This window comes from Caballeronia sp. GAFFF2, assembly GCF_023631485.1.
Classification (GTDB): domain Bacteria; phylum Pseudomonadota; class Gammaproteobacteria; order Burkholderiales; family Burkholderiaceae; genus Caballeronia.
In genome coordinates, this window is sequence record NZ_JALQDA010000030.1 from 360,266 (window position 1) to 385,129 (window position 24,864).

The 24,864-nt window shown below is 60.5% G+C and carries 23 protein-coding genes; 9 read left to right on the forward strand and 14 right to left on the reverse strand.

Annotated features, from left to right (window positions below):
- Positions 1-14: 14 nt before the first annotated feature.
- Positions 15-896 (reverse strand): LysR substrate-binding domain-containing protein, encoded by an 882-nt coding sequence (locus NCT04_RS23830; protein ID WP_250467985.1) that lies wholly within the window; start codon positions 894-896, stop codon positions 15-17.
- 88 nt (positions 897-984) lie between these two features.
- Here NCT04_RS23830 and NCT04_RS23835 point away from each other — a divergent pair, with 88 nt between their 5' ends.
- Positions 985-1,755 (forward strand): sulfite exporter TauE/SafE family protein, encoded by a 771-nt coding sequence (locus tag NCT04_RS23835; RefSeq protein WP_250467986.1) that lies wholly within the window; start codon positions 985-987, stop codon positions 1,753-1,755.
- Positions 1,756-1,906: 151 nt separating this feature from the next.
- Here the strand turns inward: NCT04_RS23835 and NCT04_RS23840 are convergent, their stop codons facing one another.
- Positions 1,907-2,350 (reverse strand): hypothetical protein, encoded by a 444-nt coding sequence (locus tag NCT04_RS23840; protein ID WP_250467987.1) that lies wholly within the window; start codon positions 2,348-2,350, stop codon positions 1,907-1,909.
- 243 nt (positions 2,351-2,593) lie between these two features.
- The gene (locus tag NCT04_RS23845; RefSeq protein WP_008347993.1) at positions 2,594-2,797 is read right to left on the reverse strand and encodes a cold-shock protein; all 204 of its coding nucleotides are present in this window, start codon (positions 2,795-2,797) and stop codon (positions 2,594-2,596) included.
- Between the two features lie 242 nt (positions 2,798-3,039).
- On the opposite strand from NCT04_RS23845, the gene NCT04_RS23850 reads away from it, so the two are divergent.
- Positions 3,040-3,825, forward strand: coding sequence for an aldolase (locus NCT04_RS23850; RefSeq protein ID WP_250467988.1), 786 nt, complete (start codon positions 3,040-3,042; stop codon positions 3,823-3,825).
- Positions 3,826-3,834: 9 nt separating this feature from the next.
- Here the strand turns inward: NCT04_RS23850 and NCT04_RS23855 are convergent, their stop codons facing one another.
- The 5 genes from NCT04_RS23855 to NCT04_RS23875 all read right to left on the reverse strand — a co-directional run bounded on the left by NCT04_RS23855 (position 3,835) and on the right by NCT04_RS23875 (position 9,476).
- The gene (locus NCT04_RS23855) at positions 3,835-5,100 is read right to left on the reverse strand and encodes an ABC transporter permease (RefSeq protein WP_250467989.1); all 1,266 of its coding nucleotides are present in this window, start codon (positions 5,098-5,100) and stop codon (positions 3,835-3,837) included.
- A gap of 69 nt (positions 5,101-5,169) precedes the next feature.
- Positions 5,170-6,687, reverse strand: a complete 1,518-nt coding sequence (locus tag NCT04_RS23860; RefSeq protein ID WP_250467990.1) for a sugar ABC transporter ATP-binding protein — start codon at positions 6,685-6,687, stop codon at positions 5,170-5,172.
- Positions 6,688-6,696: 9 nt separating this feature from the next.
- Positions 6,697-7,671: a substrate-binding domain-containing protein gene (locus NCT04_RS23865; RefSeq protein WP_250467991.1), complete on the reverse strand. Its 975-nt coding sequence runs from the start codon at positions 7,669-7,671 to the stop codon at positions 6,697-6,699.
- Between the two features lie 54 nt (positions 7,672-7,725).
- Positions 7,726-8,796 carry a LacI family DNA-binding transcriptional regulator gene (locus NCT04_RS23870; RefSeq protein ID WP_244831330.1) on the reverse strand — a complete coding sequence of 357 codons (1,071 nt, stop codon included), beginning with the start codon at positions 8,794-8,796 and terminating at the stop codon, positions 7,726-7,728.
- Between the two features lie 95 nt (positions 8,797-8,891).
- Entirely contained in the window at positions 8,892-9,476 is a 585-nt protein-coding gene (locus NCT04_RS23875; RefSeq protein ID WP_250467992.1) for a DUF1349 domain-containing protein, read from the reverse strand.
- Between the two features lie 171 nt (positions 9,477-9,647).
- On the opposite strand from NCT04_RS23875, the gene NCT04_RS23880 reads away from it, so the two are divergent.
- Complete coding sequence (locus NCT04_RS23880) at positions 9,648-11,045, forward strand: HdeD family acid-resistance protein (protein ID WP_250467993.1); 1,398 nt, start codon at positions 9,648-9,650, stop codon at positions 11,043-11,045.
- 3 nt (positions 11,046-11,048) lie between these two features.
- Here NCT04_RS23880 and NCT04_RS23885 read toward each other — a convergent pair whose 3' ends face one another.
- The 3 genes from NCT04_RS23885 to NCT04_RS23895 form a co-directional block, all read right to left on the reverse strand.
- Positions 11,049-11,312, reverse strand: a complete 264-nt coding sequence (locus tag NCT04_RS23885; RefSeq protein WP_250467994.1) for a hypothetical protein — start codon at positions 11,310-11,312, stop codon at positions 11,049-11,051.
- Positions 11,313-11,369: 57 nt separating this feature from the next.
- A complete protein-coding gene (locus tag NCT04_RS23890) occupies positions 11,370-12,452 on the reverse strand; it encodes a glycosyltransferase family 2 protein (RefSeq protein ID WP_244831334.1) in 1,083 nt (360 codons plus the stop codon).
- A 638-nt stretch (positions 12,453-13,090) separates the two neighbouring features.
- Positions 13,091-14,143 carry a LacI family DNA-binding transcriptional regulator gene (locus NCT04_RS23895; protein ID WP_250467995.1) on the reverse strand — a complete coding sequence of 351 codons (1,053 nt, stop codon included), beginning with the start codon at positions 14,141-14,143 and terminating at the stop codon, positions 13,091-13,093.
- A gap of 145 nt (positions 14,144-14,288) precedes the next feature.
- Here NCT04_RS23895 and NCT04_RS23900 point away from each other — a divergent pair, with 145 nt between their 5' ends.
- The gene (locus NCT04_RS23900; RefSeq protein ID WP_244831336.1) at positions 14,289-15,347 is read left to right on the forward strand and encodes a fatty acid desaturase family protein; all 1,059 of its coding nucleotides are present in this window, start codon (positions 14,289-14,291) and stop codon (positions 15,345-15,347) included.
- A 22-nt stretch (positions 15,348-15,369) separates the two neighbouring features.
- Positions 15,370-15,678: a non-heme iron oxygenase ferredoxin subunit gene (locus NCT04_RS23905; RefSeq protein ID WP_244831337.1), complete on the forward strand. Its 309-nt coding sequence runs from the start codon at positions 15,370-15,372 to the stop codon at positions 15,676-15,678.
- Between the two features lie 12 nt (positions 15,679-15,690).
- Here NCT04_RS23905 and NCT04_RS23910 read toward each other — a convergent pair whose 3' ends face one another.
- Positions 15,691-17,646 carry a methyl-accepting chemotaxis protein gene (locus NCT04_RS23910; protein WP_250467996.1) on the reverse strand — a complete coding sequence of 652 codons (1,956 nt, stop codon included), beginning with the start codon at positions 17,644-17,646 and terminating at the stop codon, positions 15,691-15,693.
- Between the two features lie 425 nt (positions 17,647-18,071).
- Between NCT04_RS23910 and NCT04_RS23915 the strand changes: the two genes are divergently transcribed.
- Entirely contained in the window at positions 18,072-19,355 is a 1,284-nt protein-coding gene (locus tag NCT04_RS23915) for an MFS transporter (RefSeq protein WP_250467997.1), read from the forward strand.
- Positions 19,356-19,416: 61 nt separating this feature from the next.
- Here NCT04_RS23915 and NCT04_RS23920 read toward each other — a convergent pair whose 3' ends face one another.
- The gene (locus NCT04_RS23920; RefSeq protein WP_309847794.1) at positions 19,417-20,418 is read right to left on the reverse strand and encodes a LacI family DNA-binding transcriptional regulator; all 1,002 of its coding nucleotides are present in this window, start codon (positions 20,416-20,418) and stop codon (positions 19,417-19,419) included.
- A 186-nt stretch (positions 20,419-20,604) separates the two neighbouring features.
- Here NCT04_RS23920 and NCT04_RS23925 point away from each other — a divergent pair, with 186 nt between their 5' ends.
- From NCT04_RS23925 to NCT04_RS23935, 3 genes are all read left to right on the forward strand, one after another.
- On the forward strand, positions 20,605-21,432 hold the full coding sequence (locus NCT04_RS23925; protein ID WP_250467999.1) for an NAD-dependent epimerase/dehydratase family protein: 828 nt from the start codon (positions 20,605-20,607) through the stop codon (positions 21,430-21,432).
- A complete protein-coding gene (locus tag NCT04_RS23930; protein ID WP_250468000.1) occupies positions 21,432-22,331 on the forward strand; it encodes an SMP-30/gluconolactonase/LRE family protein in 900 nt (299 codons plus the stop codon). The genes NCT04_RS23925 and NCT04_RS23930 overlap by 1 nt, the downstream gene beginning before the upstream one ends.
- Before the next feature lie 210 nt (positions 22,332-22,541).
- Entirely contained in the window at positions 22,542-23,885 is a 1,344-nt protein-coding gene (locus tag NCT04_RS23935) for an MFS transporter (protein ID WP_244831343.1), read from the forward strand.
- A gap of 55 nt (positions 23,886-23,940) precedes the next feature.
- Here the strand turns inward: NCT04_RS23935 and NCT04_RS23940 are convergent, their stop codons facing one another.
- Positions 23,941-24,666, reverse strand: a complete 726-nt coding sequence (locus tag NCT04_RS23940) for a FadR/GntR family transcriptional regulator (protein ID WP_250468049.1) — start codon at positions 24,664-24,666, stop codon at positions 23,941-23,943.
- Between the last annotated feature and the right edge of the window lie 198 nt (positions 24,667-24,864).

Sequence of the window (24,864 nt, forward strand, 5' to 3'; positions counted from 1 at the left end):
CCTAGGTTAATGCATTACGTATGCAACATCAGTTGCTGCGCGAGAAGTGACGCGTGCGGCGTGAGCGCATCGAAGGCGCGTGCGCACAGATGCAGGCGCCGCGTTGCCCACGGTTCGGAAAGCGGCACGACGGCAAGACCCGGCCTTCGAACGAGCTCTGCGGATGCTTGCGACAGAATCGCCAAGCCAATGCCCGCTTCCACTAGCATCGCCACGTTGTCGATACTGCGCATATGAATGCGGTATTCAAGCTGGCGTCCGAGCCGCGACGCGCGTTCGGCGAGATGCATTTCGAGCGCGGCATCGGCAAGACCGACAAATGCATCGCCGACAATCTCCGCAAAGGCCACTGCGTGCTCATTCGCCATGCGATGCGCACGGTTCATCATCACCACAAGCTGATCTTCCGCCACGAGATGCGTCTGCAGATTGCCGAGGTCCGTGAAGTCCGCGACGATGCCTAAATCCGCACGTCCTTCCGCTATGGCTTGCACGATGTCGGCGCTAGGCCGTTCATCGAGATCGATGGAGAGATCGGGATAAGCCGCAAGGAAGTGCGCAAGCCGCGGCGGCAGAAACGCCGCGAGCGCAGCGGTATTCGACAGCAACCTGATGCGTCCTTTGAGACCTGTTGCATAAGTGCGCAACTCGCCGCGCATCTGCTCGACTTGAGCAAGGATCATCCGTGCATGGCGCGCGAAGGCATCGCCTGCGGCAGTGGTCTGCACGCCGCGTCGATTGCGTTCGAAGAGTGACGCGCCGAGCGCGGACTCCATGCCCGCGATGCGCTCACTCGCCGATGCCAGCGCGAGATGCATGGCCTGCGCGCCCGCCGTAATGCTGCCACGCTCGATCACGGTCAGAAAAAGCCGCATGTCGGTCAGGTCGAAGCGCATGTTTGTCTCCGGTCGCTTCGGTTGAGCCGAAGTCTCTCATTGGAAAAGCCAGATTGTATGCGCGCTCACGCAACGCTAGCATCGGGCGATGGAACCTCTTCTCATCGTCATTGGCGCGGGCTTTCTGGCGGGAGCGATGAACGCGCTTGCCGGTGGCGGCTCGTTCGTCAGTCTGCCCGCCCTGATCGCCGCGGGCTTGCCACCGGTTCAGGCGAATGCGTCGTCCACGGTCGCGCTGTTTCCAGGCGGCCTGGTGAGCGCGTGGGCGTATCGTGATGGCCTCGCGCCAGTCGGCTCGGTCGCGATCCGCGAGATGCTCGTCGTGACGCTTATCGGCGGCTTGGCGGGCGCGGCGCTCTTGCTCTGTACCTCTTCCAAAACCTTTTCGTTTGTCCTGCCGTGGCTCTTGTTGTGCGCGAGCCTTGCGCTGGCATTCGGCCGCAAATTCGGTGAGGTATTGCGGCAGCGGTTTCGTATCGGCGCGGGTGCGGTGTTGTCGATTCAATTCGTGCTTGGCGTCTATGGCGGCTACTTTGGCGGCGCAGTGGGGATCATGATGATGGCTGTGTGGGGCCTTTTCGACTCGCGCGACCTCAAAAGCCTCAATGCGCCACGCACTTTGCTCGTGAGCGCGGCGAATTCGGTCGCGGTGCTGACCTTCGCGGCGGCACAAGCGGTGCGTTGGCCGGAAACGATCGCGATGCTCGTCGCTGCCATTGCAGGTGGATACGGCGGCGCGCAAGTGGGACGCCGCGCGCCGCCCGCTGTGATTCGCGCCGGTACGATGCTGGTGAGCGCTGGCATCACGATCGCATTCTTTATACGAACGTACGGCCCGATGTTGGCGCATCGGGCCTGATGCGTCCGTTTACTCGATGGGAGAGCCGCCATGATCGATGCCTTGCTCGAAACCCTGGGAGCGCTTTCGGTGCTGGCCAGCGTGGCGGCAAAAATCGCGTGGGCGGGTGACGCGCGCGCGCACGCTCTGCAATCAGCGCCGTCAAAGCCGCTCAATGCCCGCCAGTTTGAAGCGGCGGCAGGCCGAGCGGTTTCTTCGCGGCTTCATAAGCACGCACGAAGCGCGGATCGTCGCCGAGTTCGCGCGCCATCCACTTCGACAAATCCGTGCCGCAGGCGGGGTTTGCCATGTCGGTGAAGCAGGCACCGTTCGCGGGCATCATGCTTGCGGCCCAATAGAAGCTGAAGAGCGTCTGTTTCTCGGCCGGTTCCATGCCGATGGCATTGGGATCGGCGCCCGACAGCCATCGGTCGAGCTTTGCTTCGAGTGTGGCTTCCGTGTCCTGCTTGTCGTAAGAAAACACATATCCGCCGCCTGCCTGCGCGGTATGGAAGTCGTTCATGACGATTGCATTGACGAAGCGCGCGGCGCGAGCGTTTGGCACATAGCCTTCGGCGTAGGCGCTTGCGGTCAAAAACCACAGCAGCGCGAGCAATGCATTTGTTGTGTACCGCGTCGATACGCGTCCGATTTGTCGATTGCTTCGCGAGTTCACGCAAGTAACGAGGATGGTTTTTTGGGCAGATGAGGCGAACTTCCAAGGCTCGCGTCGGCTGGCGCTGATTCTACTGAGTTATTAAGAAAACTGACGGCGACGCGCCTAAGATTTTGTGGCGTTTCCAATGAAAAACGGCCCCGAAGGGCCGTTCCTGCGCTAAGGCGAGATCAGCCGCTGCTATTACAGCGGCTGGATCGTCGAAGCTTGCTTGCCCTTAGGGCCTTGCTTGACTTCGAAGCTCACCTTCTGGTTCTCCTGGAGCGACTTGAAACCCTTTGACTGGATTTCGGAGAAATGTGCAAACAGGTCTTCGCCGCCGTCATCCGGCGTGATGAAACCAAAACCCTTTGCATCGTTGAACCACTTAACAGTACCTGTTGCCATTTGTCCAAACCCTATTGAGACAAGTTACGTTGAAAATGCGCCCTTAATTTCGAGCGGCATAGATTTTTACCACGCCAAAGAGTTTTTTTCCAATACGCGTTTTTGCTAAGGTTATGGTCATACGCGCGTCATAACGGGCGATTTTTCCTGATCGCCCTTCGCATACGGACCAATTTGCCGATGTTGCTTAAGGAACTGCCGTTTTTATAGGCAGAAAACGTTCAGACAGAAGACCACATGCAATGGCTCATACGCTTGTCACCGGTACAGCCGCTTTAGCGTCTGCGCATCGGCTCGATACACCCGCTATCGCCGAAGCTCGCTGCGAACTCGCGGCGTGTTTCCGCTTAGCCGCGCTGCATGGGCTGGAGGAGGGCGTATGCAATCATTTTTCCGCGACAGTGCCAGGGCACGACGACCTTTTTCTGGTTAATCCCTATGGTTATGCCTTTAGCGAGATCACGGCGTCGCATCTGCTGATCTGCGACTTCGACGGCAACGTGATCGAAGGTGAAGGCCAGCCCGAGGCAACTGCATTCTTTATTCATGCAAGGCTGCATCGGCTGATGCCGCGCGTGAAGGCCGCATTCCACACACATATGCCGAGCGCGACCGCGCTCTGCCTGCTCGAAGGGCCGCCGCTCCTGTGGCTTGGGCAGACGGCGCTGAAGTTCTACGGCCGCACGGCCGTGGATGAGTACTACAACGGCCTCGCGCTCGATGCAACGGAGGGCGACCGTATCGCGGCGGCAATGGGCAACGCGGACATACTCTTCCTCAAGAATCATGGCGTGATGGTGGCGGGCGCGAGCATCGCCGAGGCCTGGGACGATCTCTACTACCTCGAGCGCGCGGCCGAAGTGCAGCTCCGTGCGATGAACACGCGGCGCCCGATCAAGCCCGTGCCGCATGAGGTAGCGCAGGCCGCCTACGAGCAAATGCGCGCGGGCGATGCGCAGAGCGCGCGGGCGCATCTGGCGAGCGGCATGCGGCAGTTGCGGGCGCGGGGTATCGCGTTCGACATCTGAGCGCAGTATTCAAGACCGGCGCACGAGGCGCTTAAGCCAGCCGCGCCGCCGCCCGACGTCGGTCTGTTGTAAAAATACCGCGATCACGATAATCAAGCCCTTCAGCACAAGCTGCGTGTTGCTGTCGATGCTATTGAGCAGAAGGATATTGCTCAAAAAGCCGAAGATCAGCACGCCCGCCACGGTGCCCGAGACGCGTCCTACGCCGCCGGAAAGACTCGTCCCGCCTATCACCACGGCGGCGATTGCATCCAGTTCCCAGCCCATTCCGGCATCGGCCTTGCCCTGTCGATACTGCGCTGCATACAAAACGCCAACGAGCGCCGAGAGCATGCCCGAGATGGCATACGCCGCCATCTTGTGGCGTCCCACGTTCAGGCCGGAGACGACGGCGCACTTCTCGTTGCCGCCGATTGCATACAGATACTTGCCGAAGATCGTGCGATTCATCACGAAGCCGACGACCAGCGCGATCGCCAAAAAAAACAGCGCGGGCACGGGAACGATGTCGAAGAGCAGCGCGCGCAGCGCTTCGATATCGGTGGTGGCATTGCTGCCGCTGTAAATCGAATACACGGCGGTGTCCTGCCCGGCGATAAGCCGCGCCGCGCCTAGCACACCGACCATCGCGGCGAGCGTGACGATGAACGGCTGCATGCGGCCACGCGTGATGATCCAGCCATTGAGCGCGCCGAGCGTGAAGCCCGCGAGCGGCACGATCCAGAGCACGGCTATAAGCGGCATGCGATGCCCGCCATGTAACGCAATATAGGCGCATGCAAAAGCCGCCACGACGAGCGCTATGCCGAGGTCCATCGTGAGCGGTGCCTGCGTGGCGGGCGCGCCGCGAGCACGCCTGAAGCCGCGGACGACGTTTATCGCGGCGAGCGCGATTGCAAAGACCGCGATTGCATTCAAAATTATGGATGCCGACACCGCGCGATTCCAGGCGTCCGTGGTGAGCAGCATGGCCGTGAGCACGCTGCCGAGACCCATGATCGCGCCCACCGAGAGATCGATTCCCGCCGTGATGATGACGAGCGTCATGCCGATGGAAATCACGCCTACGTTCGCCACCTGGCGAAACACGTCGGAGATGTTCGCGCTGGACAAAAAGATATTGCTGCCATCGGCCGCGTGAGGCGACGTGAACGCACCGACCACGAGCAACACAATCAAACCGAGGTAATACTTGAGGTAAGTCAGCAATGCGCTCAGGCGCCGCTGGCGCGCGGTGGTCACCGGCTCGGCGAGTTGGTCCCGGGCGTGCAGCATGGTGTCCTTCTCCGTTTTGCATGTTGCGTTTTGCATTCGGCATCCCAGCATTCGGCATTCAAAATGCCGTCAGGGCGACGCCATCCTGACGAGTGCATCGACTGAAAATTGCTCGCGCGGCAAAATTCCGCGAGCGCGTCCTTCGCACATGACGAGAATGCGGTCGCTAAGCAGCATGAGTTCGTCGATCTCCGAACTCGCCACGATCACCGTGACGCCTTCGCGCGCGGCAGCGAGAATCTGGCGATAGATCTCGGCCTTCGCCGCTACATCGACGCCGCGCGTCGGTTCATCGAGCAAAAGAAGACGCGGCTTCGTCATCAGCCATTTACCGATGATGAGCTTCTGCTGATTGCCGCCCGACAAGGTGCTTGCATCCTGCGCGAGACCGCGATGCTTGACGTTCGAAGCGTGCGCTTGCGCATCGGCCCATGCTTGTAGCTTGCCGCGTCCATAAAACGGAAAGCCCGGCGCGCGCGAAAGCGAAGGCAACAGCAGGTTCGCCTCGAGCGACTGATCGAGTACGAGGCCGTCTTTCTTGCGGTCTTCGGTGACGAAGGCCAGCCCCGCCGCGGCCGCGCGATCGGGTGAATCGAATGCATGCGCATGACCGGCCGCGCGTATCTCTCCATCGCGACGATACGGCGACACACCGAAGATCGCTTCCAGTATCTCGGTCTTGCCCGCGCCGAGCAGCCCCGAGATGCCGAACACCTCGCCTTCCTGCACCGCGAACGACACGTCCGCCACGAGCGCACGAGCCGCATTCCAGAGCGTCAGGTTGCACACATCGAGGGCGCACGCGCGCTCAAGCGGCGCTTCGGCTTCGCTGCGCTCGGGCGGCGCGAAGTCCTTGCCGATCATCATCGAGACCAGCGCCGCCGACGATTCGACCTGTGGCATCTGCAAGGTCGCGATGCGCCGGCCATCGCGCAATACGGTCACTCGATCCGCCACCGCGAATACTTCGCCAAGCCGATGGCTGATCAGCACGATACCCATGCCGCGCTCGCGCAGATCGCGTGTGAGGGTGAGCAGCGCCTGCGTCTCGGTATCGGATAGCGCGGACGTGGGCTCGTCCATGATGAGCACGCGAGCATCGGCAAGCAAGGCCTTCGCAATCTCGACGAGTTGTTTCTCGCCTACACGCAGCGTGCCCACCAGCACACTCGGCGGCACACGAAAGCCAAGTTGCGCGAGGACCTTAGTTGCCGCCGCATGCATCGCGCGCCGATCCGGAAAGCCGAAACGTGTACGCAGTTCCTTGCCAAGAAAGATGTTGTCGACCGCCGACAAGGTGTCGACCAGATTCAATTCCTGATGAATGATGGCGACGCCCGCGAGCGCCGCATCGTTCACGCTGGCAAGACGCGTTGCTTCGCCGCGCACGCGGATGCTGCCCGCGTCCGGCGTATAGAGGCCGCCCAGAATCTTCATCAAGCTCGACTTGCCCGCGCCATTTTCGCCGACGAGCGCGTGTATCTCGCCCGCCGCGACATCGAAGTCGACGCCCGACAATGCGGCGCTGCCGTTAAAGGATATCGACAGGCCTTCGGCTTCGATGAGCGGCGTGGCTACGGTGGCCATCGATCGAACTCAGTGAGTGGCGATATATTGCTTCGCGTTGTCCTTGAAGATGCCTTGCGTCGGCAACGTCAGCTTCTTTTCCACCTTCTCGCCTTTCAGCACCTTGAGCGATTGACGGATGCCTTCCGCGCCTGGCGTCGGATACATGAAGGTGCCCGCGAGCAGGCCTTGTTCGACCCACGTCGCGCCTTCTTGCGGCAAGCCGTCGATACCCACGAACTTGATGTTCTTCTCGCGTCCCGCATCCTTCGCGGCGAGATATGCGCCGTAGGCCATCGGGTCGTTATGCGCATAGACCACGTCGATCTTCGGCTGCACGCGCAACACGGTCTTCATGTAGTCGTACGCCTTGTCCTGCTTCCAGTCGCAATCCACGCGTTCGCCCACGCGCTTGATGCCTTTCTCCGGCGCGATGGCCTTATCCGCGCCATCGTGACGATCGTGCGCGGGCTGCGCACCGAAGCCGCCCCATATCTCGACGAGATTGCCTTGCGCCTTGCCAGACCCGCCCATCACCTTGACGATGAAGTTGCCCGCTTCCTGACCGATCTGTACGTTGTCACCACCGATGAACTCCGTGTATTGATCGCCGTTCACTTCGCGGTCCAGCACGAACACGGGAATGCCCGCCTTGAAGGCTTTTTCGACGACGCCCGTCAGCCCCGCGGACTCCTTGGGCGAAATGAAGATCGCGTCCATCTTCTGCGCGATGAAGTTCTCCATGTCGGCGTTTTGCTTATCGGTACGGTCCCCCGCGTCGGCAATGATGAGTTCGACTTCCGGATGCTTTGCCGCTTCGGCTCGCATGTCCTTGTTGAACTGCACGCGCCACGGCTCGACGGTCGTGACCTGAGAAAAGCCGAAACGGTACTTCTTCTGCTGCGCGAATGCGGTTTGCGTGAAGAGTGCGGAGAACGTTCCCACTGCGCCGGCAAGCGGTATAGCGAGAAGACTTGCGGTAACGATGCGTCGTTTGCTGTCCATTTTGTCTCTCTCCTTCGTCTTATGGTTGCGGGCCCTGCATTGGCGAATAAAACGTTATAGCGTGGCGGATTTGCGCGTTCGCTTTCGAGCAGCTTGATCGATGGCTTTCATCGGAGGCGCCGTGCTTTCACGCACGAGCAGATCGGCCTTCATGCGCAGATGCACATGCTCGCCGGTTTCACCTTGCAACTGCTTGTGGAGCAACTGCCAGATCGCACGCCCCACGGCTTCTACCGGCTGATGTATCGAACTGATACGCGGATGAAGCACCGACATCCACGGGGCGTCGTCGAAAGAGAGCAAGGAAACCTCTCCAGGCAGGCGCAATTCGGCATCGCGTATGGCACGCAGTGCGCCAAGCGTGGCCACGTTCGCACCGGTAAAAAGCGCGGTGGGGCGCTCGCTTGCAGACAAAAGCCCGAGCGTTGCCGCGTGGCTTTCCGTATCCGTCATGCCGCATACCACCACGCGCGCATGTCGCGTAAGACCGGCGCGTTTCATGGCGTCGAGATAGCCGTCCGCGCGTTCGCGACTATTCACGAGATCGAGCGCATTGACGATGAACGTAATGCGCCGATGCCCGAGCGCGATGAGATGTTCCGTGCCATCGCTCGCGGCGCGGCGGCTGTCCGTTGTCACCGTGTTCGCCGGAAAGCTGTTGTCCACGCGGTCCGCCATCACGAGCGGCACATCGCATTCGCGCAATTCGTCGATGGCATGTGCATAGCCATGACACGGAATGATGATCATGCCCGCCACCTGACGCGACAACACGAAACGTATGCGCTCGGCCTCGCGCTCGGGGTCTTCCTGCGCATGCGCGAGCAGCAGCCGATAACCGCTTGCCAGCGCATGATCCTCCACCACGCATAGCAGTTCGATAAAGAACGAGTTCGTGAGATCCGGCACGACGAAGCCGATGGACGTCGAACGATTGCTGCGCAATTCCGCCGCAAGACTGTTGCGCCGATAACCCAGCGCTCGCGCGGCTTCCCATACTTGTTGCCGTCGCAGTTCGCTTACGCCTTCGGCGCCTGCCAGCACTTTCGACGCCGTGCCAAGCGAGACGCCCGCCGCACTGGCGACATCCTTCAAGGTGCTGGCAGTCTTTTTACGTGAGTCCACGAGTGCTTTTGCCGTCTTTTTTTGAAACGTTTCAGAATTCTAGAAAGCGTTCGCAAACGGGGCAAGTGAGTACTTGTACGGAGCACGCTACCGCGCTACAGAGAGGTATCGTGCAGGTCCTTTACGATAGGCGGCCCGATCTTGAAGTCGGAGAAGCGCACGGTGAGGCCGCCGCGCTCGGGCGTGCAACACATGGGTCCGACGAGCCAGTGCGGCGACGCGGTAGTCGACGCGAAGGGCGCGATACGCATGAGGGTCCAATGACGCTCGTCCGCGCTGCACTGCATCTTGAGCACGCCATCGGCGACGGTCATGCGCAGCCTGAAGCGGTTGCCGCTGGCGGGCGAGCCAAGCGACCAGTCGGAGAAATCATTGGTCAGCACGGTGCTGAAGGTCAGCGCGCCGTCGTTGTACTCCGCGCCTGCCTTGACCCAGCGCTCGGCGCTCTCGCGCACCATCAGGCCCGCTTGGTCGTAGAGCGCGGAGAAATCGCCATCGACGGTGACTTCGGCGCTGAAATCACCGTTCGCGCTCGCGGCGAAAACATGGCCGTTATCGCGGATGAAACCGTAGTGCGTCTTGCGCCAGAAGTCCGTGCTGGCGTCCGTGGTGACGAACAGCGTGCCGTCTTCAATGCGCCATTGCGCGGGCTCGTTGATCCACTGACATGGGTCGAACATGGCAGCCTCGCTACGTGGAAAGGGCGTTGGCAGTATGGCACATCGTGCATGCCGAATCGAATGGTCGTACTTAACGAAGCGGACAGAGCGATTTCATTTAAGGCCCGCACTGCACTAACATGAATGCGCGAGGCTTCTCTGCGCTCATGCAACGACACGAAAGGCAAATCCATGGTCAAGTTAATGATGATCCTGCTGGGCGTGGACTATTTGCGCGGACGCTGGCGCAGTCTGATGGTGACAGGATGGCTGCTGCTGGTCGTTGGCTTGGGCATATTCATCGATGCACTCGACGGTTCGCTCGGCTTTCCGATTCCACTCGTTGGCTGGTTGTTGTTGATCGAAGGCGCGCTGACGCTTGCGGTTGCATGGGCCGGCGTCGGCGGGCAACGCAGGTTGCGCTATTCGAAGGGTATCGTGTTCGTCCTTGCGGCCGTGCTGGTGCTTCAGGGGCCGCGTCATCACGCCAACTTCATTCTTTCGTTGTTCATTGGCGCGGCCTTTCTCTCGGATGGCCTCTTGCAAGCCGCATCCGCTGTTGTCGTGCGATATCGACGCTGGCGCGTGGCGCTTGGTTTTGCGATCTTCGAAATATTGCTGGCGGTCTTCGTCATTCAACCGTACCCGACGCATTACAAGAGCACCGTGGTGTATTGCGTGGGCGTGCTCTTCATGTTCGCAGGTTGGAATCTCGTGATGATCGCGTCGCGCGTACGCAAGCTGAACAGCAATCCGGCAGTCTGGGGCGATGCAAGCGCCGAGGCCGCGAGCGCAGCGAGTGATACGAAAGACGGTACGCCAGTCGTCTTGCCGGCAAGCGAATGGGACGGGCCGCCCGCGGACAACGAGCCCGCATTGACCGTGCATGTGTGGACGCCCGTGGGTACATCGAAGGGCGAGGTGCAACGGCATCTGATCGTCGACCGGTACATTGCGGCGGTGGATCGCAATGGCGTGATATCGACGGGACATGCCGCGCTCGAATCGCCTGAGGGCGTATATGTGAGCCTTTATCCGGCAGTCGAGATAGACCGCTCGCCCGATGACTTTGCGCGCCTCTTGCGTGCCACGAGCGATAACGACGTGCCAGGCGTGTTTCAGCCGAGCTACCCGATCGAGTCGAAGACATGGTGTCCTTCGACCACGCGAGTGCGCATTCGCAATTACGATCCAACGCGGCTAGCGCGCTTCTGGAGCACGTATCGCGAGGACACGACGTACAACCTCACGCATCGCAACTGTTCTAGCAGCGTCTCGCGCGCACTGGAGGCGGCGCTCGAAGGGGCGGCTGGGCGGCTCTATGGCGCGCGGGCGGGCTGGGGCGCGCTGTTTCGTATGCTGGTGACGCCTGAACTATGGGTGGCCGCGCAGATCCGAAAGCGTGCAGTGACGATGGCCTGGACTCCTGGCCTCACGCTCGACTATGCGCGTGCGCTTAGCATGGTTGCCGATCCGCGTCCGTATGGCTGGCTCAAGGTGGCGCGCATGGCGATAGCGAAGATGCGGCAATCGCGGCGTCAATGGCGGCATGAAGGCTCTTCGTCGATGGACCCGCCTGCAAACGCCTGAGATTCAAGCGCCTTCGTCGAGATCGTCTGCGGCCTTGCGTTCGCGTCGCGCTTCGTTGGCGCGGCGTGCACGCAGTCGCTGCTTCGACAGCTGCGTAATGACCTCGCCCGTGCTCGCGCCGGCCGGAATCTCGTTGCGAATGACCTTGGGCACCATGGGCAGACCCAGGCGCTGGCGGCGCAGGGCACGCGCGATGAGCGTGCGACAGGTCTGTCCATGGCAGTCCCACTCATCGCGAATTCGCTCGCAGTAAGGACATTTTTCCATGCAAACAGTTTACCGCGAAACGCAAAGCGCTTCGCGGGCGGGCCTGGGCGCGTGTTTCTAGCCGCTAAACTGATTCGTCGGACTATGCCGGCGCTCGCGCTGATGATGGTCGAGACTGCGGCGCAGCATCTTCTTCAGCAGGCCCTTGATGAAGTAGATCGAGCGATCGGCGCGCACGTTGAAATCGAACGGCTTGAGTGCGACGACTTCGCGACCGTTGCGTTCCGAGAGCTTGGCGCGAGTTCTGCGATGATCCACCGCCATTGCCGCCAGTGTCTCCGATGCCGCCTTGAATTGTCCCCGATCCACCCGCGCGCACACATGACATGCGCGATGAAACGCCTTGTCGAAGATCGTGAGCCAGTAATCGTCCATCTCGCCGCCGTCGCAACGCGCGAGCGCTTCGAGCCCGTTCGTGCGGAGGTCCTTCATGTCGGTGAGTGTCGCTTTCTGCGTGATGCTCCCAAAACGTCGACGATAACCGATCAGCGGGTCTGCAATGCGATAGATACTGCTTGCGCGAAGGTACATGGACGGCACGACCGCCATGTCTTCGTAGTGCCGGCCCACTGGGAACTGCGTGCCGTTGAACATGTCCGTGCGATAGATACGCGCCCAGACGAAGGTATGGAAGCCGTCCGCGAAGTGCTGAAGCGCGGCGCGGTTCATCGCGTGACCGCCGCTTGCGTGATGCATGACGAGATCGATGCCGTCGATATGGCGGCCGTCGTCGTCGATGATCTTCACGTTGTATTCGACGAGGTCCCACACGCGTTCCTTGAGTGCCGGAATCACGCTGCTCGAAAAATTCTCGAGATAGATGTCGTCGCCGTCGAGGAAGCCGACGTAGGGCGTTCGCACTGCCGCAAGCCCGGTATTGCGTGCCGCGCTCAGACCGCCATTGCGCTGCTTGATGAGCTGAATATGACGGCCGCCATCGCGCTCCACGATCGCTTCCGCGGCCGCATAGGTCTCGTCGCGAGAACCGTCGTCCACCACGATGATGCGCATGGCGTCGATATGGGGCTGCGACAGTAGGGACTCGAGTGCTTCCTCGATGTATCCCTCGATGTTGTACGCCGCGACCACGATGGTCAGTAGCGGTTCTGTGTCTCGCAAAGAGTCACTTTCAAACGGCATATCGGATGCTCCGTCGGATGAAGGGGCTCAGGGGCGTGCCAGTGCATGCCAATGCGCTGGCCTGATTACGCGGTCTCCTTCTGGCGGCCGGCGTGTCGATTTGCACGCCTGTTCGGCCGGACTGCCGAGGCTCATTGGCTTCGGCTTGCTGTGCGCGATGCGAAGAGCAATCGCAGTAGATCAGATTGATTGAAGCAGGTTCCCGCAAGCTGTGATTGTCGGCTTGGGCAGAGAGGAAGGCCCAAGTTTCGGACCGGGTTCTGCTGCATATTACCGGGTCAAAAAAACAATGTAATGACAATGACATGTCGGTTAGTCGACGCAGTGACTCCAACAGACTTGCGATGCATTCTTCAAAGAAGCTGCAGCGATTACCTGTCGGTTTTGTTCAGGCGCTTTAGCGCTAGTCATCTCATTCGTTTGCAATCTCATCGATGTTTGTCCTTCATATTGCTGCGCTCCGTGCGCTTAAGCACATCAAAATATAAGTTGATGCGTCTATGAAACGCGTATGCGCCCATGCGATACCGCTTGTTTAAGTAACCTCAAGCAGATTGAAAGATTCGGTGCTTGGCGAACGCTCTGAGAAGCTCACTAAGCATGACCTCTTCAGCAAGGCGAATGCCATGCAAGGACGGTCAGACGTTCTCGGACGTAAAAAGTTGCGCCGGAAGTGGATATTGGCTTGCTTGCGCTGTCTCTCCAGGCAAGCTATTCAACGCGCGAAGCATGGCAAGCACTGCGGTCTGAGCGATCTGTTGCAATGGCGTATCGATGACCAGATCGATGATGCCGTCCACGAGCGCGTCGTGACGGTCGGGCATGAGATCGGAGCAAACGGTGACGATGCGTCGTTCTATTGCTTCCTCGCGCAGTGCGCGTATCACGCCACCCACGCCGCCGCCTGGAATGTAAAGACCAGCGAGATCGTCATGCCGCGCAAGCATGGCAAGCGTCGCTTCATAGGCCAGTTGCTTGTCTTCCAGGTTGATTTGCGTGTCGAGCACTCGCAGCCCGGGTGCATGTTCACGCAGGTAAGAGCGAAAACTGATTTCGCAGCTTTCTTGTCCCAGATAGCGGGGCGTGCCGACGAATACGCCAACCGTACCTGCCTTGCGATGCGTGAGCCTGCTCACGGCCCACGCGGCAGTGCGGCCGCTCTTGCGCGGGTCCACGCCGATATAACCTGCACGCAATGGCGCGCTCAGGTCGGACAATAGCGTGACCGTTGGCTTGCCCGCTGCATGCAAGGTTTCGATGGCCGCGGTCACATGCGGATGATCGACCGCCACGACGCCGAGCGCATCCGCTTCTTCTCCAAGCGACAGCAACGTACGCGCGATGGACGCGGGATCGAGTTCGTCCATATACGCGATCACTGCCTTGCAACGTTCGGGTTCGTGACGCGTGACCGTCTCCGTCAGAATGCGCGCGAACGCCTGATAAAACGGGTCGGCGCGTTTCTGCAGACAGAAGCCGAGCGTGCGCGGGGCATCGATGGCTCCGAGTTGAGCGCGCATGCGTTCGCGCATCAGTTGAGCACCGTGATAGCCGATGCGCTCTGCCGCTTCTATCACGCGCAACGCGGTGCCTTCGCGCACGGTCAGGCGCCCGTTGAACACGCGATCCACCGTGGCCGAACTAACGCCAGCGGCTTCCGCCACCGACTGAAGCGTGGGACGCTTGGTCATTTTGATGGAAATGATGGATTTGCGAGGGCACGCAATGATGCTTAAAGATAGCAAATTCATACGTTTCTTGCGCACGCACGGGCTCGCTCATATCATCGACTTCAATAAAAACGAATGATGTATTCCAATCATCGGATGAGGTGACATGATGGAATTGGAGGAGACGCAGCGGCGGCGCTATCGGCTGATAGGCGGGGCAGGCGAAGAGGCGAAAGCCGCGGGCCTTGCCAACGGCACCTGGTATAGATGCCCTTTGCCGCGCCCCGTGCTCAAGCAACTCACGCAACGCAGTGATGCGCGAGCCATTCGCGACACCGTTCTTTGGTACGCAGCCATCGTCGCGAGCGGCGTCCTTGCCTGGTTCGCATGGCAGGCGCATTCGCTATGGGCCATCCCCGCGTTTTTGCTCTACGGGACGCTTTACTGCGGCCCCGCCGATTCGCGCTGGCATGAGAGCGGACACGGCACCGCATTCAAGACCGCGTGGATGAACAAGGCGCTTTATCAAGTGGCGTCCTTTCAGGTGTTTCGGCGACCGACCGTATGGCGCTGGAGTCATGCGCGCCATCACACCGATACCTTGGTAGTGGGCCGCGATCCCGAAATCGGTGCGCAATTGCCGACGGACTGGCTTGCGCTGGTGCTGAACGTCTTCGCGCTGAAGCACGTAGCGAACGAATTGCCCAAGGTCGTGGCGTCTGCGTTCGGCAATATCGGTGAAGAAGAAAAGACCTTCGTGCCTGAGACGGAATGGCCGAAGGTCGTGCGCGAGGCGCGCATCTGGCTCGCGATCTATGCAGCAGTGATCGTGACATGCATTGCGTTTCGCAGTGTGTTGCCGCTGCTTTATATCGGCTTGCCGAGTCTTTACGGCGCATGGCTTTATCTGTACTTCGGGCTCACGCAACATGCGGGCATGCCGGAGAACGTGCTCGACCATCGCAAGAATTGCCGCACCGTGATGATGAATCCCGTGTTTCGTTTTCTTTATCTGAACATGAACTATCACGTCGAACATCACATGTTCCCGATGGTGCCGTATCACGCGCTGCCGGATCTGCACGATGCCGTCAAGCACGACATGCCGCCGCCTTACACGAGTTCCATCGCGGCTTATGCCGAGATCATCCCGGCGCTCATGCGGCAGACGCGGGACCCGTCGTATCACGTCGAGAGGCCGGTGCCCACCGCCACGCAAAGCTGAGTATAAAAAGGAGACATGCCCCATGACGCAATGGATCGACGCCGCCGCGTTGGACGACATCGACGATGAAGACGTCAAACGCTTCGATCACGATGGCCGCACGTTCGCGATCTATCGAGTGAACGACGAGGTGTTTGCAAGCGACGGCCTCTGCACGCACGAACAAGTTCATCTGAGCGAGGGCTTCTTGTTCGACCATGTGATCGAATGCCCGAAGCACAATGGGCAATTCGATATTCGCGACGGCCGCGCGCTCGGTGCGCCCGTGTGCATCAACTTGCAGACATACCCCGCAAAAGTGCAGGACGGGCGCATCTTCGTGGAGATTTGAAGCGCCGATGCCTCAAACGCGGAACATGCTGACCACGCGTGCAAGGCGCTCGGCCTGATCGCGCAACTCGACGGTCGAGTGTTCCGCTTCGCTGACGAGCGCCGCATTCTGCTGTGTGGCTTCGCCAATCTGCACGACGGCCATGTTCACCTGCTCGATGCCGCTCGCCTGTTCCCGCGATGCCACGCCGATCTCATCGACGATAGCGTTCACGCGCGTCACCTGTTCGACGATGCCGTTCATCGTGCTGCTGGCTTCCTCGGCGATTCTGTAGCCGTGCGATACCTTGCCCGCCGATTCGCTGATCAGCACTTCGATTTCCTTCACCGCGCCCGCACTGCGTTGCGCAAGCGCGCGCACTTCCGATGCCACCACGGCGAAGCCTCTGCCATGCTCACCCGCGCGCGCCGCTTCGACGGCAGCATTGAGCGCAAGGATATTCGTCTGAAAGGCGATGCCTTCGATGGTCGCCGTGATATCGGCGATACGTCGTGACGATGCATCGATCTCGCCCATCGTCGAAACCACGCGGCCCACGGCTTCGCCTCCCGCACGTGCAGCTTCGGATGCCGATGCGACCAGCGTGCCCGCCTGCGCCGTATTTGCCGCGTTCTGCTGCACGGTCGAGGTGATCTGTTCCATGCTCGCGGCCGTTTCCTCGACGCTCGCAGCCTGCGTCGCGATGCGCGATGCGATATCCGTGCTGCCGGATGCGATGCGAGCGGTGCCATCGCTCATGTCGGACGATGCGCTGCGAACCTGCGCGACGATGCCCGCCAGTCCGCGCGCAACGCCGTCGATGGCGCGCATCAGGCGGCCGATATCGTCTTCGCGCGTAGTATCGATACGAACGGTCAGATCGCCAGCGGCGATACGTTCCGAGGCATGCGTGACGTCGTCGAGCGGTCGGCTGACAAGCTTCGCCACGGCATAGAGCAACACGCCGACTAGCGCCGCGATCACCACGAGGCCGATCAGCAAGAAGCGGTTGCGACTTGTGTGCACATCGGCGAGCAGTTCATCGCGATATGCAATGCCACCGATCATCCAGTTCCATTGCGGCACGGTCATAAAGACGATTTCCTTCGCGCCGCCATGCACGCGCGCATCCGCGCCCGCGATTGTGGCGCCTTCGAAATCGAGCTGGCCTTCCTGTTTGTCGAGCATCGCCTTGAACGGCGCAACGCGTTCATCGGCCATCTCGCCTTGCGCGTCCGGATGCACCAGAAGCTTGCCGCGGTTCGCACCATTCGAAGCGTCGACGACGAAGTGATAGCCGGTCGCACCGATCGTGAGCTTGCGGATGTTGTCCTGCAACGCCGCGATTTCCGCGGAAACATCGACGCCCACGAACAGCGCACCGACGACGCGGCCCGATGTATCCGTCACGGGCTTGTATTCGGTGATGTACTGCTTGCCGAACAGCGCCGCCACGCCTATGTACGACTTGCCCGCGAGAATCGGTGCATAAGCCGGTCCCTTGCGATCCAGCAGCGTGCCGATGGCGCGCGTGCCGTCCTGCTTCTTGAGCGAGGTCGTCACACGCACGAAGTCGTCGCCGGTGCGCGCAAAAACGGTCGCGATTGCGCCGCTTTCCGCGAGAAACGCATCGGGAATGGCGAAGTCGCCGTTGAGTGGCTTGTCGCCCGCGTTGATCGCAGGCGTCGCAACGCCGCCGATGTCGACCGTATGCGATTCGTCGAGCGAGAAGGCAGCAGGCAGGCGATTCGAGAACATCGTCATGAAGCGCGAGACTTCGGCGCTCACGGCCGTGTTGTAGAGGCCGATCATCGATGCGATCGAGCGATTCTCACTTTCGACGCGTGCGAGCGCGTGCGCATCGACTTGCTCGCCGGCCGAGCGGGTGACGACAAGTGTGAGGGTGGCGACGACGACGGCCGCGAGAGAACACGCCAGCGCGGCGAATTTGGTGCCGACGTTCAAGCGGGCTAGACGAATACGAAGCATGGGGAGCACTGGGCGATGTGAAAGACGTAAGTGACGGTTATCGGCAGCGAAGCCACCTGCCTTTAGCGTTTCGCGGCGCGTTTGGCATGCAAAAGACAAGATGCCGCATGACTGAATGCAAAACACCAGATTCAACCGGCGTGGGAGCCAAGCTTTGTTGGAAACAACGCAGAAAACGATTAACTCAATCTTTCAACTACATTTCGTTTAGCAGCGGGGCCTTATGTGGAGCGGCTCTGGCGGCATTAGGGAAAGTACAGGGATAGGCAACACGCACTGAAGCCATTATTCTTCAAAAAACGTTTTCCAAAACCTGGCCGGCAAGCGCGTTCTAGTCACGCGATAAGCCGAAGCCCACGGCGCTCGTCGCCGTCAATGCAACAAGTCACGCGGCACGACGAGCGCCGCCGCGTACGGAGACATTCATGCAAACAGCCGTCGTAGGCGTCGTGCGCGCAGCCAGCCGTTATCGCTGGACCGTGTGTGCGCTGCTCTTCTTCGCCACCGTCATCAACTACATGGACCGGCAGATTCTCGGTCTGCTCGCACCGGTTCTGCAGCATGACATCGGCTGGACGCAGGTTCAGTACGGGCGCATCGTGATCGCGTTCTCGGCGTTCTATGCAATCGGACTGTTGTGCTTCGGGCGTATCGTCGACTGGCTCGGTACGCGCATCTCCTACGGCCTCGCCATGTTCGTCTGGAGCATCGCCGCCATGCTGCACGCGGCGGTCGGCTCGGTCATGGGCTTTGCCATGGTGCGCGCGCTGCTCGGTATCGGCGAAGGCGGCAACTTCCCGGCGGCCATCAAGACGACGGCCGAATGGTTCCCGCGTCGCGAACGCGCGCTCGCTACTGGTATTTTTAATTCCGGCGCGAACATCGGTGCGGTGTTCGCACCGGCGATCATCCCGGCGCTCGCCGTTGCCTTCGGCTGGCGCGCGGCGTTCGTGATGATCGGTGCGATCGGTCTCGTGTGGCTCGTGGTGTGGTTCGTGATGTATCGCCAACCGGACGCGAGCGCGCATGACGACGATATCGAACGCGACGACACCGAAATCGCCGATGCCGCCAACGCTCACGCAGGCGCTCCCGGCTTCAAGGTGCTCATCAAGAAGCGTGAAACCTGGGCGTTTCTGATCGGCAAGTTCCTGACCGATCCGGTGTGGTGGTTCTACCTGTTCTGGCTGCCGAAGTGGCTCAACGAATCGCGTGGCATGGACATGCAGCATATCGGTCTGCCGCTCGTCGTGATCTATGCGATCACTACGGTGGGCAGTATCGGCGGCGGCTGGATTTCATCGGCGCTGATGCGCGCGGGCTGGAGCGTGAACGCGGCGCGCAAGACGGCCATGTTCATCTGTGCATGTTGTGTTTTGCCGATTGCATTCGTTTCGATGGCGCAGAATCTGTGGGTCGCGGTCGCTATCGTCGGTCTCGCTGCAGCGGCGCACCAGGGCTGGTCGGCAAACCTGTTCACCACGGCGTCGGACCTGTTCCCGAAGCGCGCGGTCGGTGCAGTGGTCGGTATCGGCGGCATGGCCGGCTCGATCGGCGGCGTGCTGTTCTCGGAAGTGATCGGCCAAGTGCTCCAACGCACCGGTCAGTATTGGGCGCTGTTCGCCATCGGCGCATCGGCTTACCTGATCGCGTTCGCCATCATGCACGTGCTCACGCCGAAAATGACGCCGGCCAAGCTGGAATCCTGATCGCATGCAAAATGCCGTCGACACTCGAAAGATGCCGGCGGCATATTGCGTTATGAATACATCATGCAGTAGCAGTCACCGCAGCCGTCGATTCACGGACGATCAGGCGCGGCTCGAACATGGAATTACCGGGGTCGGGATGACCGGCGAGGGAATCGATGAGCTTCTGCATTGCGAGTTCGCCCATCTTCTCGCTCTGGATATCGACGGTGGTGAGTCCGGGCGCGGCGTAAGCGCCGTACGGCACGTTGTCGATGCCGGTGACGGAGACGTCCTCCGGCACGCGAATGCCGAGGGTTGCGGCTTCCTTCATGAAGCCGAGCGCGATCAGGTCGTTGTAGCAGATGACCGCCTGGGGACGCCTCGGGCCGAGCATCACGCGCGAGCAGGCGTGTTCGCCGGCAAGCGAAGTGGGCGCGTGGGCGTCGTGGACATCGAGTTCGAGGCCCACGTCTTCGAGACACTCGCGCACGCCGCGAATCCGCTCGTCGTTGATGCGCGCCTGGCCGAAGCCGAGGTATGCAATGCGCCGGTGCCCGAGGTTGAGCAGGTGCCGCGCGAGCATATGGGCGGCGAGGCGGTTGTCGATACCGACGCTCGGAATCGGCAGCGCTTCCGCGTTGCGCAGAAGCACGACGGGCTTGCCGAGATCGAGCATCCAGTGTGCTTCTTCGTCGGGTAGCCGCGAACTGACGATCAGACCGTCCACGCGTTGCGCGAGGGCTTCGATCAGCGGACGTTCGCGGGCCTGGGTTTCGTCGATATCGACGAGCAAGAGCGTGTAGTCGTGCCGGAGCGCAATGCGGTTCGCGCCTTTCACGACGTTGGTGAAGTGCGGATTGCTGATGTCGAGAATCGTGAGGCCGATAGTGCGCGTGCGGCCGGTGATCATCGAGCGCGCAAGCGGGTTCGAACGATAGCCAAGCGTTTCGATCGCCGCCTTGAGCTTGGCCTCGACGGGTGCCGAAAAGCGCTGCGCGCCGTTGATGTATTTGGACACCGTCGCGACCGAGACGCCCGCTGCGGCGGCGACATCGCGAATGGTTGTAGAAGTTTTCTTCATTCGGAGGGTAACGTTTACTTTGGCTTTTTCCAATGTTAACGGATTTTGACGTCGGTTCGGGAAACGTCGCATCGATAAAATCGATGAGGAGCGCCTTCGCTGTGGCCGTATCGGCATCACTATAAAGCCGAAAACGTTTTCTTCCATAGAGCTTTCAATTTATCTCACGTATCTCAAGGAGTTTCGATGAAACAGCCATCCGCAACGGGCAAACCGTTCAAGCGTCTGCTTCTGACCGGCGGGGCCGGCAATCTCGGGCGCCAGTTGCGGCCCGCGCTCGCGCAATGGGCCGATGTCGTGCGCGTTTCGGACATCGCACCGCTCGATGACGCAGCCTCCCACGAGGAAGTCAGCGCGGTCGATCTCGCGGACCGCGACGCGGTAATGCGCATGGTGGAAGGCGTCGATGCGATCGTGCATCTCGGCGGCATCTCCATCGACGCGCCCTTCGACGATCTGATCGAAGCGAACATTCGCGGCACTTACAACATCTACGAAGCGGCGCGCCGGCATGGCGTGAAGCGCGTCGTGTTCGCGAGTTCGAATCATGCGATCGGTTTTCATCCGGTCACCGAGGTGCTCGACACGGATTCGCCGCATCGCCCGGACAGTCTCTATGGCGTGACGAAGTGTTTCGGCGAGTCGCTGTCGCGCTACTACTTCGATCGCTTCGGCATCGAGACGGTCAACTTGCGCATTGGCTCGTCGTTCGAGGAGCCGAAGAATCCGCGCATGCTGGTGACTTATCTGAGCTACCGCGACTTCATCGAGCTCGTGCGTTGCTCGCTCTTCGCCAACCGCGTCGGCCATGCGGTGGTGTACGGCGCATCCAACAATCCGGTGAAGTGGTGGGACAACTCGGGCGCGGCGTTTTTGGGCTTCCGTCCGCAAGACAGTTCGGAACAGTTCAACGGACTCTTCCCCACAACCGCGCCGACAGCCGACCGCGACGACCCCGCACAACGCTTTCAAGGCGGTCCATACGTCCTCGGCGAACCGCTGGAGCGCAAGTAATGGCGAGCGTGGAGCGCCTCGAAGCGGCGGGACACGCGGCGGTCGGCGAGTGCCCGGTGTGGCGCGCGGAAGAGGGCGCGCTCTACTGGGTGGATATTCCGGCGCGCAAGTTCGTGCGTCTCGTCGTCGCGAGCGGCGAGCGCAGCGAGTGGACGTTGCCCGAGCAGATCGCGTGTTTTGCATTCGATCCGTCGGGCACTGTCGTGGCGGGCATGGAGAGCGGCCTGTTTGCATTCGGCATGCAGTCGACAAAAGACATTCGACCATCGAAGCTGGCCGCACCGAGTTTTCCCGCGCCGGGCATGCGCTTCAACGACGGCCGCTGCGACCGTCAGGGCCGCTTCTGGGCCGGCACGATGGTGCAGGACATGTCGCTCGCAAGTCCGGCTGGCGCGCTGTTCCGGTTCGATACGGACGGCGTGCTGTCGGAGCCTATCGTCGATGGCCTCGTCACCCAGAATGGTCTCGCCTGGTCGCCGGATGGCCGCACGATGTATCTGTCGGATTCGCATCCAACCAAGCGTGTGATCTGGGCATTCGATTTCGATCTCGACACGGGCACACCGCGTAACCGCCGCGTCTTCGCCGATCTGCATGACTATGCGGGCCGTCCCGACGGCGCGGCCGTGGACGCCGACGGCTGTTACTGGACTTGCGCCAACGACGCCGGCCGCCTTTTGCGTTTCACGCCGCGAGGCGAACTTGACCGTGAAATCGCGTTGCCGGCCAGCAAGCCGTCGATGTGCGCGTTCGGCGGCAGCGACCTCTCGACGCTCTACGTAACGTCGATTCGCCCCGGTGCGAACGCCACCGAAGACGACGGCTGCGTCTTCGCGCTGAATCCCGGCGTCAAAGGCCTGCCCGAACCGGCATACGGTGCGATGTTACCGGTCGCATAACGACGGCCTCAAGGAGCGGCAAGTCCGCTCCGCACCTTTAGCAATGCGCGCCGCACCGCAATGGCGCGCAAATATTTAGCGCTAAAGCGAACGAAAGTTCGTGAGGCAGGCTAAACACCACTTCTGTCGTCTCCGCTTAAAGAGTAGGCTGCGCGAGTATCCCAACGTATGCCAGCCAACTACCGATTATTCAATTCGGAGGAGACATAGATGGAGCTTGAAACTCGCACCATGAAGCGCGTGATGTTTCGTCTCGTGCCGTTCCTGATTCTGTGTTACTTCATCGCTTACCTCGATCGCGTCAATGTCGGTTTTGCCGCCTTGCAGATGAACAAGGCGCTCGGCTTTTCGGCGAGTATGTTTGGCTTTGGCGCCGGTATCTTTTTCATTGCCTATTTTTTCTTCGAGGTCCCTTCCAACCTGCTGCTCGAACGTTTCGGCGCACGCCGCTGGATCGCGCGCATCATGTTCACGTGGGGCATTCTTGCGGCCTTGATGGCGTGGATTCCGCACATCGCTCAAGCAACGGGCTTGTCGAACGCTTATGTGTTCTATGGCTTGCGCATTTTGCTTGGCATCGCCGAAGCGGGCTTTTTCCCCGGCATTATTTTCCTGCTAACGCTTTGGTTTCCGGCTAAGTATCGCGGGCGAGTGGTGGGCTACTTCATGGCCGCGATTCCGCTTTCGACCGTGATCGGCGGGCCTATCTCCGGCGCCTTGCTGCAAATGGATGGCTTGGCCGGCATGCAGGGCTGGCAATGGCTTTATCTGATCGAAGCGCTGCCCGCATTGGTGCTTGCATTCGTGGTGTTCTTTTATCTGACCGACAAGCCCTCCGACGCTCATTGGCTCGCTGAAGACGAGCGCAAGTGGCTCGTCGAACGTCAGGCGCATGAGCGCGCGCATCGCGAGTCGGTTCATGCGTTTAGCGTGAAGGAAGCGATCTTTAATCCGCGCGTGCTTGCCATTGCCTTGATTTACTTCGGCGCCAACGCAACCAATTACGGCTTGAGCTTCTTCTTGCCGCAGATCGTCAAGGCATTCGGCTTGACGAATTTGCAGACTGGCTTCGTCACGGCCATGCCTTACGCGGTCGGTGTGATCAGCATGGTGCTGTGGGGTCGCCACTCGGACCGCAAGCTCGAGCGTCGCTGGCACGTGGCCATTGCATTGATGGTAGCGGCAGGCGGTATCGCGGCTTCAGCTGGCCTGGATAATCCGGTAGCAAAGATGATTGCGCTTTCCATCGCCGGCTTCGGTATTTTCGGCTGTCTGCCGATTATCTGGACCTTGCCCGCTTCGTTCCTTTCGGGCGCGGCGGCGGCTGGCGGTATTGCCGCAATCAACTCGCTTGGCAATCTCGCGGGCTTCTTCGGGCCGTATGCAATGGGCTGGATCAAGGACAGCACGGGCGGCTTTGGTGCAGGTCTGCTTTGCCTGGCCGGCGCGGGGATGGTGGGCGTCGCGGCGGTATTGCTGCTGCATCACGACCCGGCGCTTGAGAGTATCGATCCGCACGACGAAGTCGATGCCGAGCCGAATCTGGCAAGGTAAAACGCTTAAGGGCCGCCTGAATATTCGGCGGCCCTTTTCAATTTTGCGGCTGGATTCACGCCGTGGCCTGAGCTCTTCGCAATCTCTCCCTGCTGTTGATCAAGTGCAAGCGCATTGCCGTGCGCGCCGAGTCCGCATCGCCGCGTTCGATCGCATCGGCAATCTGCTCGTGCTCGCGATTCACGCGAACCAGATAATCGGCGTAATGGTCGTGTGGAATGGCGGTCGCGGTTAGCCGTGTCCTTGGAAACATCCTTAAACCAAGATGCTCCATGATCTCGACGAAATAGCGATTTCCCGTGGCATGCGCGATTTCCAGATGAAAGCGAAAGTCCGGCGATACGGTGCCATCTTCCTGACCCACGCCGCGCGTAAACTCCGCGAGCGCCGCGCGCATGGTCGCTAGTCTGCCGGCATCGCAACGCATGGCAGCAAGGCCCGCCGATTCGGTTTCCAGACTAATGCGCAATTCGAGGATCGCGAGCGCATCCATGGAGCCGGCGACGTCGGCGGGGTCGAGCTGCAATAGCGACGAGGTACTCGCTTCGCACACGAACGTACCGATGCCATGACGCGTCTCGACGAGGCCCGCAGCCTGCAGTCGAGATAACGCCTCGCGCACCACGGTGCGGCTCACGCCGAAGCGTTGCACCATCTCCGCCTCGGTCGCGATTCGGCAACCTGCTCGCAATTCCCGCGCGTCGATCTGTGCGCGCAGTGCATCGACGAGCTGTGTGGTCAGACTGCGGCGTGTGCCGTGAGAAGGGGCGGCGACATCCATGGATGCGGATACATTGAACACGTCGACGGAAGGTTCGGGCGTTAGTGTCACAGCGCTCTCTTAGTGTTTTCCAGAGGTTCTGGGAATCGGTCTTTCAACACGTTGACAAATCATTCTGCAAATGATGATATGCGGCATAGAGTGATATGACAACGTACAAGAAATGCGCGCAGGGTAATCCCTAGCATTGCATGCAGG

What these genes read in the sequence shown, in the direction of transcription:
- NCT04_RS23830 (WP_250467985.1), bottom strand. Translation starts at nt 896, where the DNA reads ATGCGCTTCGACCTGACCGACATGCGGCTTTTTCTGACCGTGATCGAG.
- NCT04_RS23835 (WP_250467986.1), top strand. Translation starts at nt 985, where the DNA reads ATGGAACCTCTTCTCATCGTCATTGGCGCGGGCTTTCTGGCGGGAGCG.
- NCT04_RS23845 (WP_008347993.1), bottom strand. Translation starts at nt 2,797, where the DNA reads ATGGCAACAGGTACTGTTAAGTGGTTCAACGATGCAAAGGGTTTTGGT.
- NCT04_RS23850 (WP_250467988.1), top strand. Translation starts at nt 3,040, where the DNA reads ATGGCTCATACGCTTGTCACCGGTACAGCCGCTTTAGCGTCTGCGCAT.
- NCT04_RS23855 (WP_250467989.1), bottom strand. Translation starts at nt 5,100, where the DNA reads ATGCTGCACGCCCGGGACCAACTCGCCGAGCCGGTGACCACCGCGCGC.
- NCT04_RS23860 (WP_250467990.1), bottom strand. Translation starts at nt 6,687, where the DNA reads ATGGCCACCGTAGCCACGCCGCTCATCGAAGCCGAAGGCCTGTCGATA.
- NCT04_RS23865 (WP_250467991.1), bottom strand. Translation starts at nt 7,671, where the DNA reads ATGGACAGCAAACGACGCATCGTTACCGCAAGTCTTCTCGCTATACCG.
- NCT04_RS23875 (WP_250467992.1), bottom strand. Translation starts at nt 9,476, where the DNA reads ATGTTCGACCCATGTCAGTGGATCAACGAGCCCGCGCAATGGCGCATT.
- NCT04_RS23880 (WP_250467993.1), top strand. Translation starts at nt 9,648, where the DNA reads ATGGTCAAGTTAATGATGATCCTGCTGGGCGTGGACTATTTGCGCGGA.
- NCT04_RS23885 (WP_250467994.1), bottom strand. Translation starts at nt 11,312, where the DNA reads ATGGAAAAATGTCCTTACTGCGAGCGAATTCGCGATGAGTGGGACTGC.
- NCT04_RS23890 (WP_244831334.1), bottom strand. Translation starts at nt 12,452, where the DNA reads ATGCCGTTTGAAAGTGACTCTTTGCGAGACACAGAACCGCTACTGACC.
- NCT04_RS23895 (WP_250467995.1), bottom strand. Translation starts at nt 14,143, where the DNA reads ATGACCAAGCGTCCCACGCTTCAGTCGGTGGCGGAAGCCGCTGGCGTT.
- NCT04_RS23900 (WP_244831336.1), top strand. Translation starts at nt 14,289, where the DNA reads ATGATGGAATTGGAGGAGACGCAGCGGCGGCGCTATCGGCTGATAGGC.
- NCT04_RS23905 (WP_244831337.1), top strand. Translation starts at nt 15,370, where the DNA reads ATGACGCAATGGATCGACGCCGCCGCGTTGGACGACATCGACGATGAA.
- NCT04_RS23910 (WP_250467996.1), bottom strand. Translation starts at nt 17,646, where the DNA reads ATGCTTCGTATTCGTCTAGCCCGCTTGAACGTCGGCACCAAATTCGCC.
- NCT04_RS23915 (WP_250467997.1), top strand. Translation starts at nt 18,072, where the DNA reads ATGCAAACAGCCGTCGTAGGCGTCGTGCGCGCAGCCAGCCGTTATCGC.
- NCT04_RS23920 (WP_309847794.1), bottom strand. Translation starts at nt 20,418, where the DNA reads ATGAAGAAAACTTCTACAACCATTCGCGATGTCGCCGCCGCAGCGGGC.
- NCT04_RS23925 (WP_250467999.1), top strand. Translation starts at nt 20,605, where the DNA reads ATGAAACAGCCATCCGCAACGGGCAAACCGTTCAAGCGTCTGCTTCTG.
- NCT04_RS23930 (WP_250468000.1), top strand. Translation starts at nt 21,432, where the DNA reads ATGGCGAGCGTGGAGCGCCTCGAAGCGGCGGGACACGCGGCGGTCGGC.
- NCT04_RS23935 (WP_244831343.1), top strand. Translation starts at nt 22,542, where the DNA reads ATGGAGCTTGAAACTCGCACCATGAAGCGCGTGATGTTTCGTCTCGTG.
- NCT04_RS23940 (WP_250468049.1), bottom strand. Translation starts at nt 24,666, where the DNA reads ATGGATGTCGCCGCCCCTTCTCACGGCACACGCCGCAGTCTGACCACA.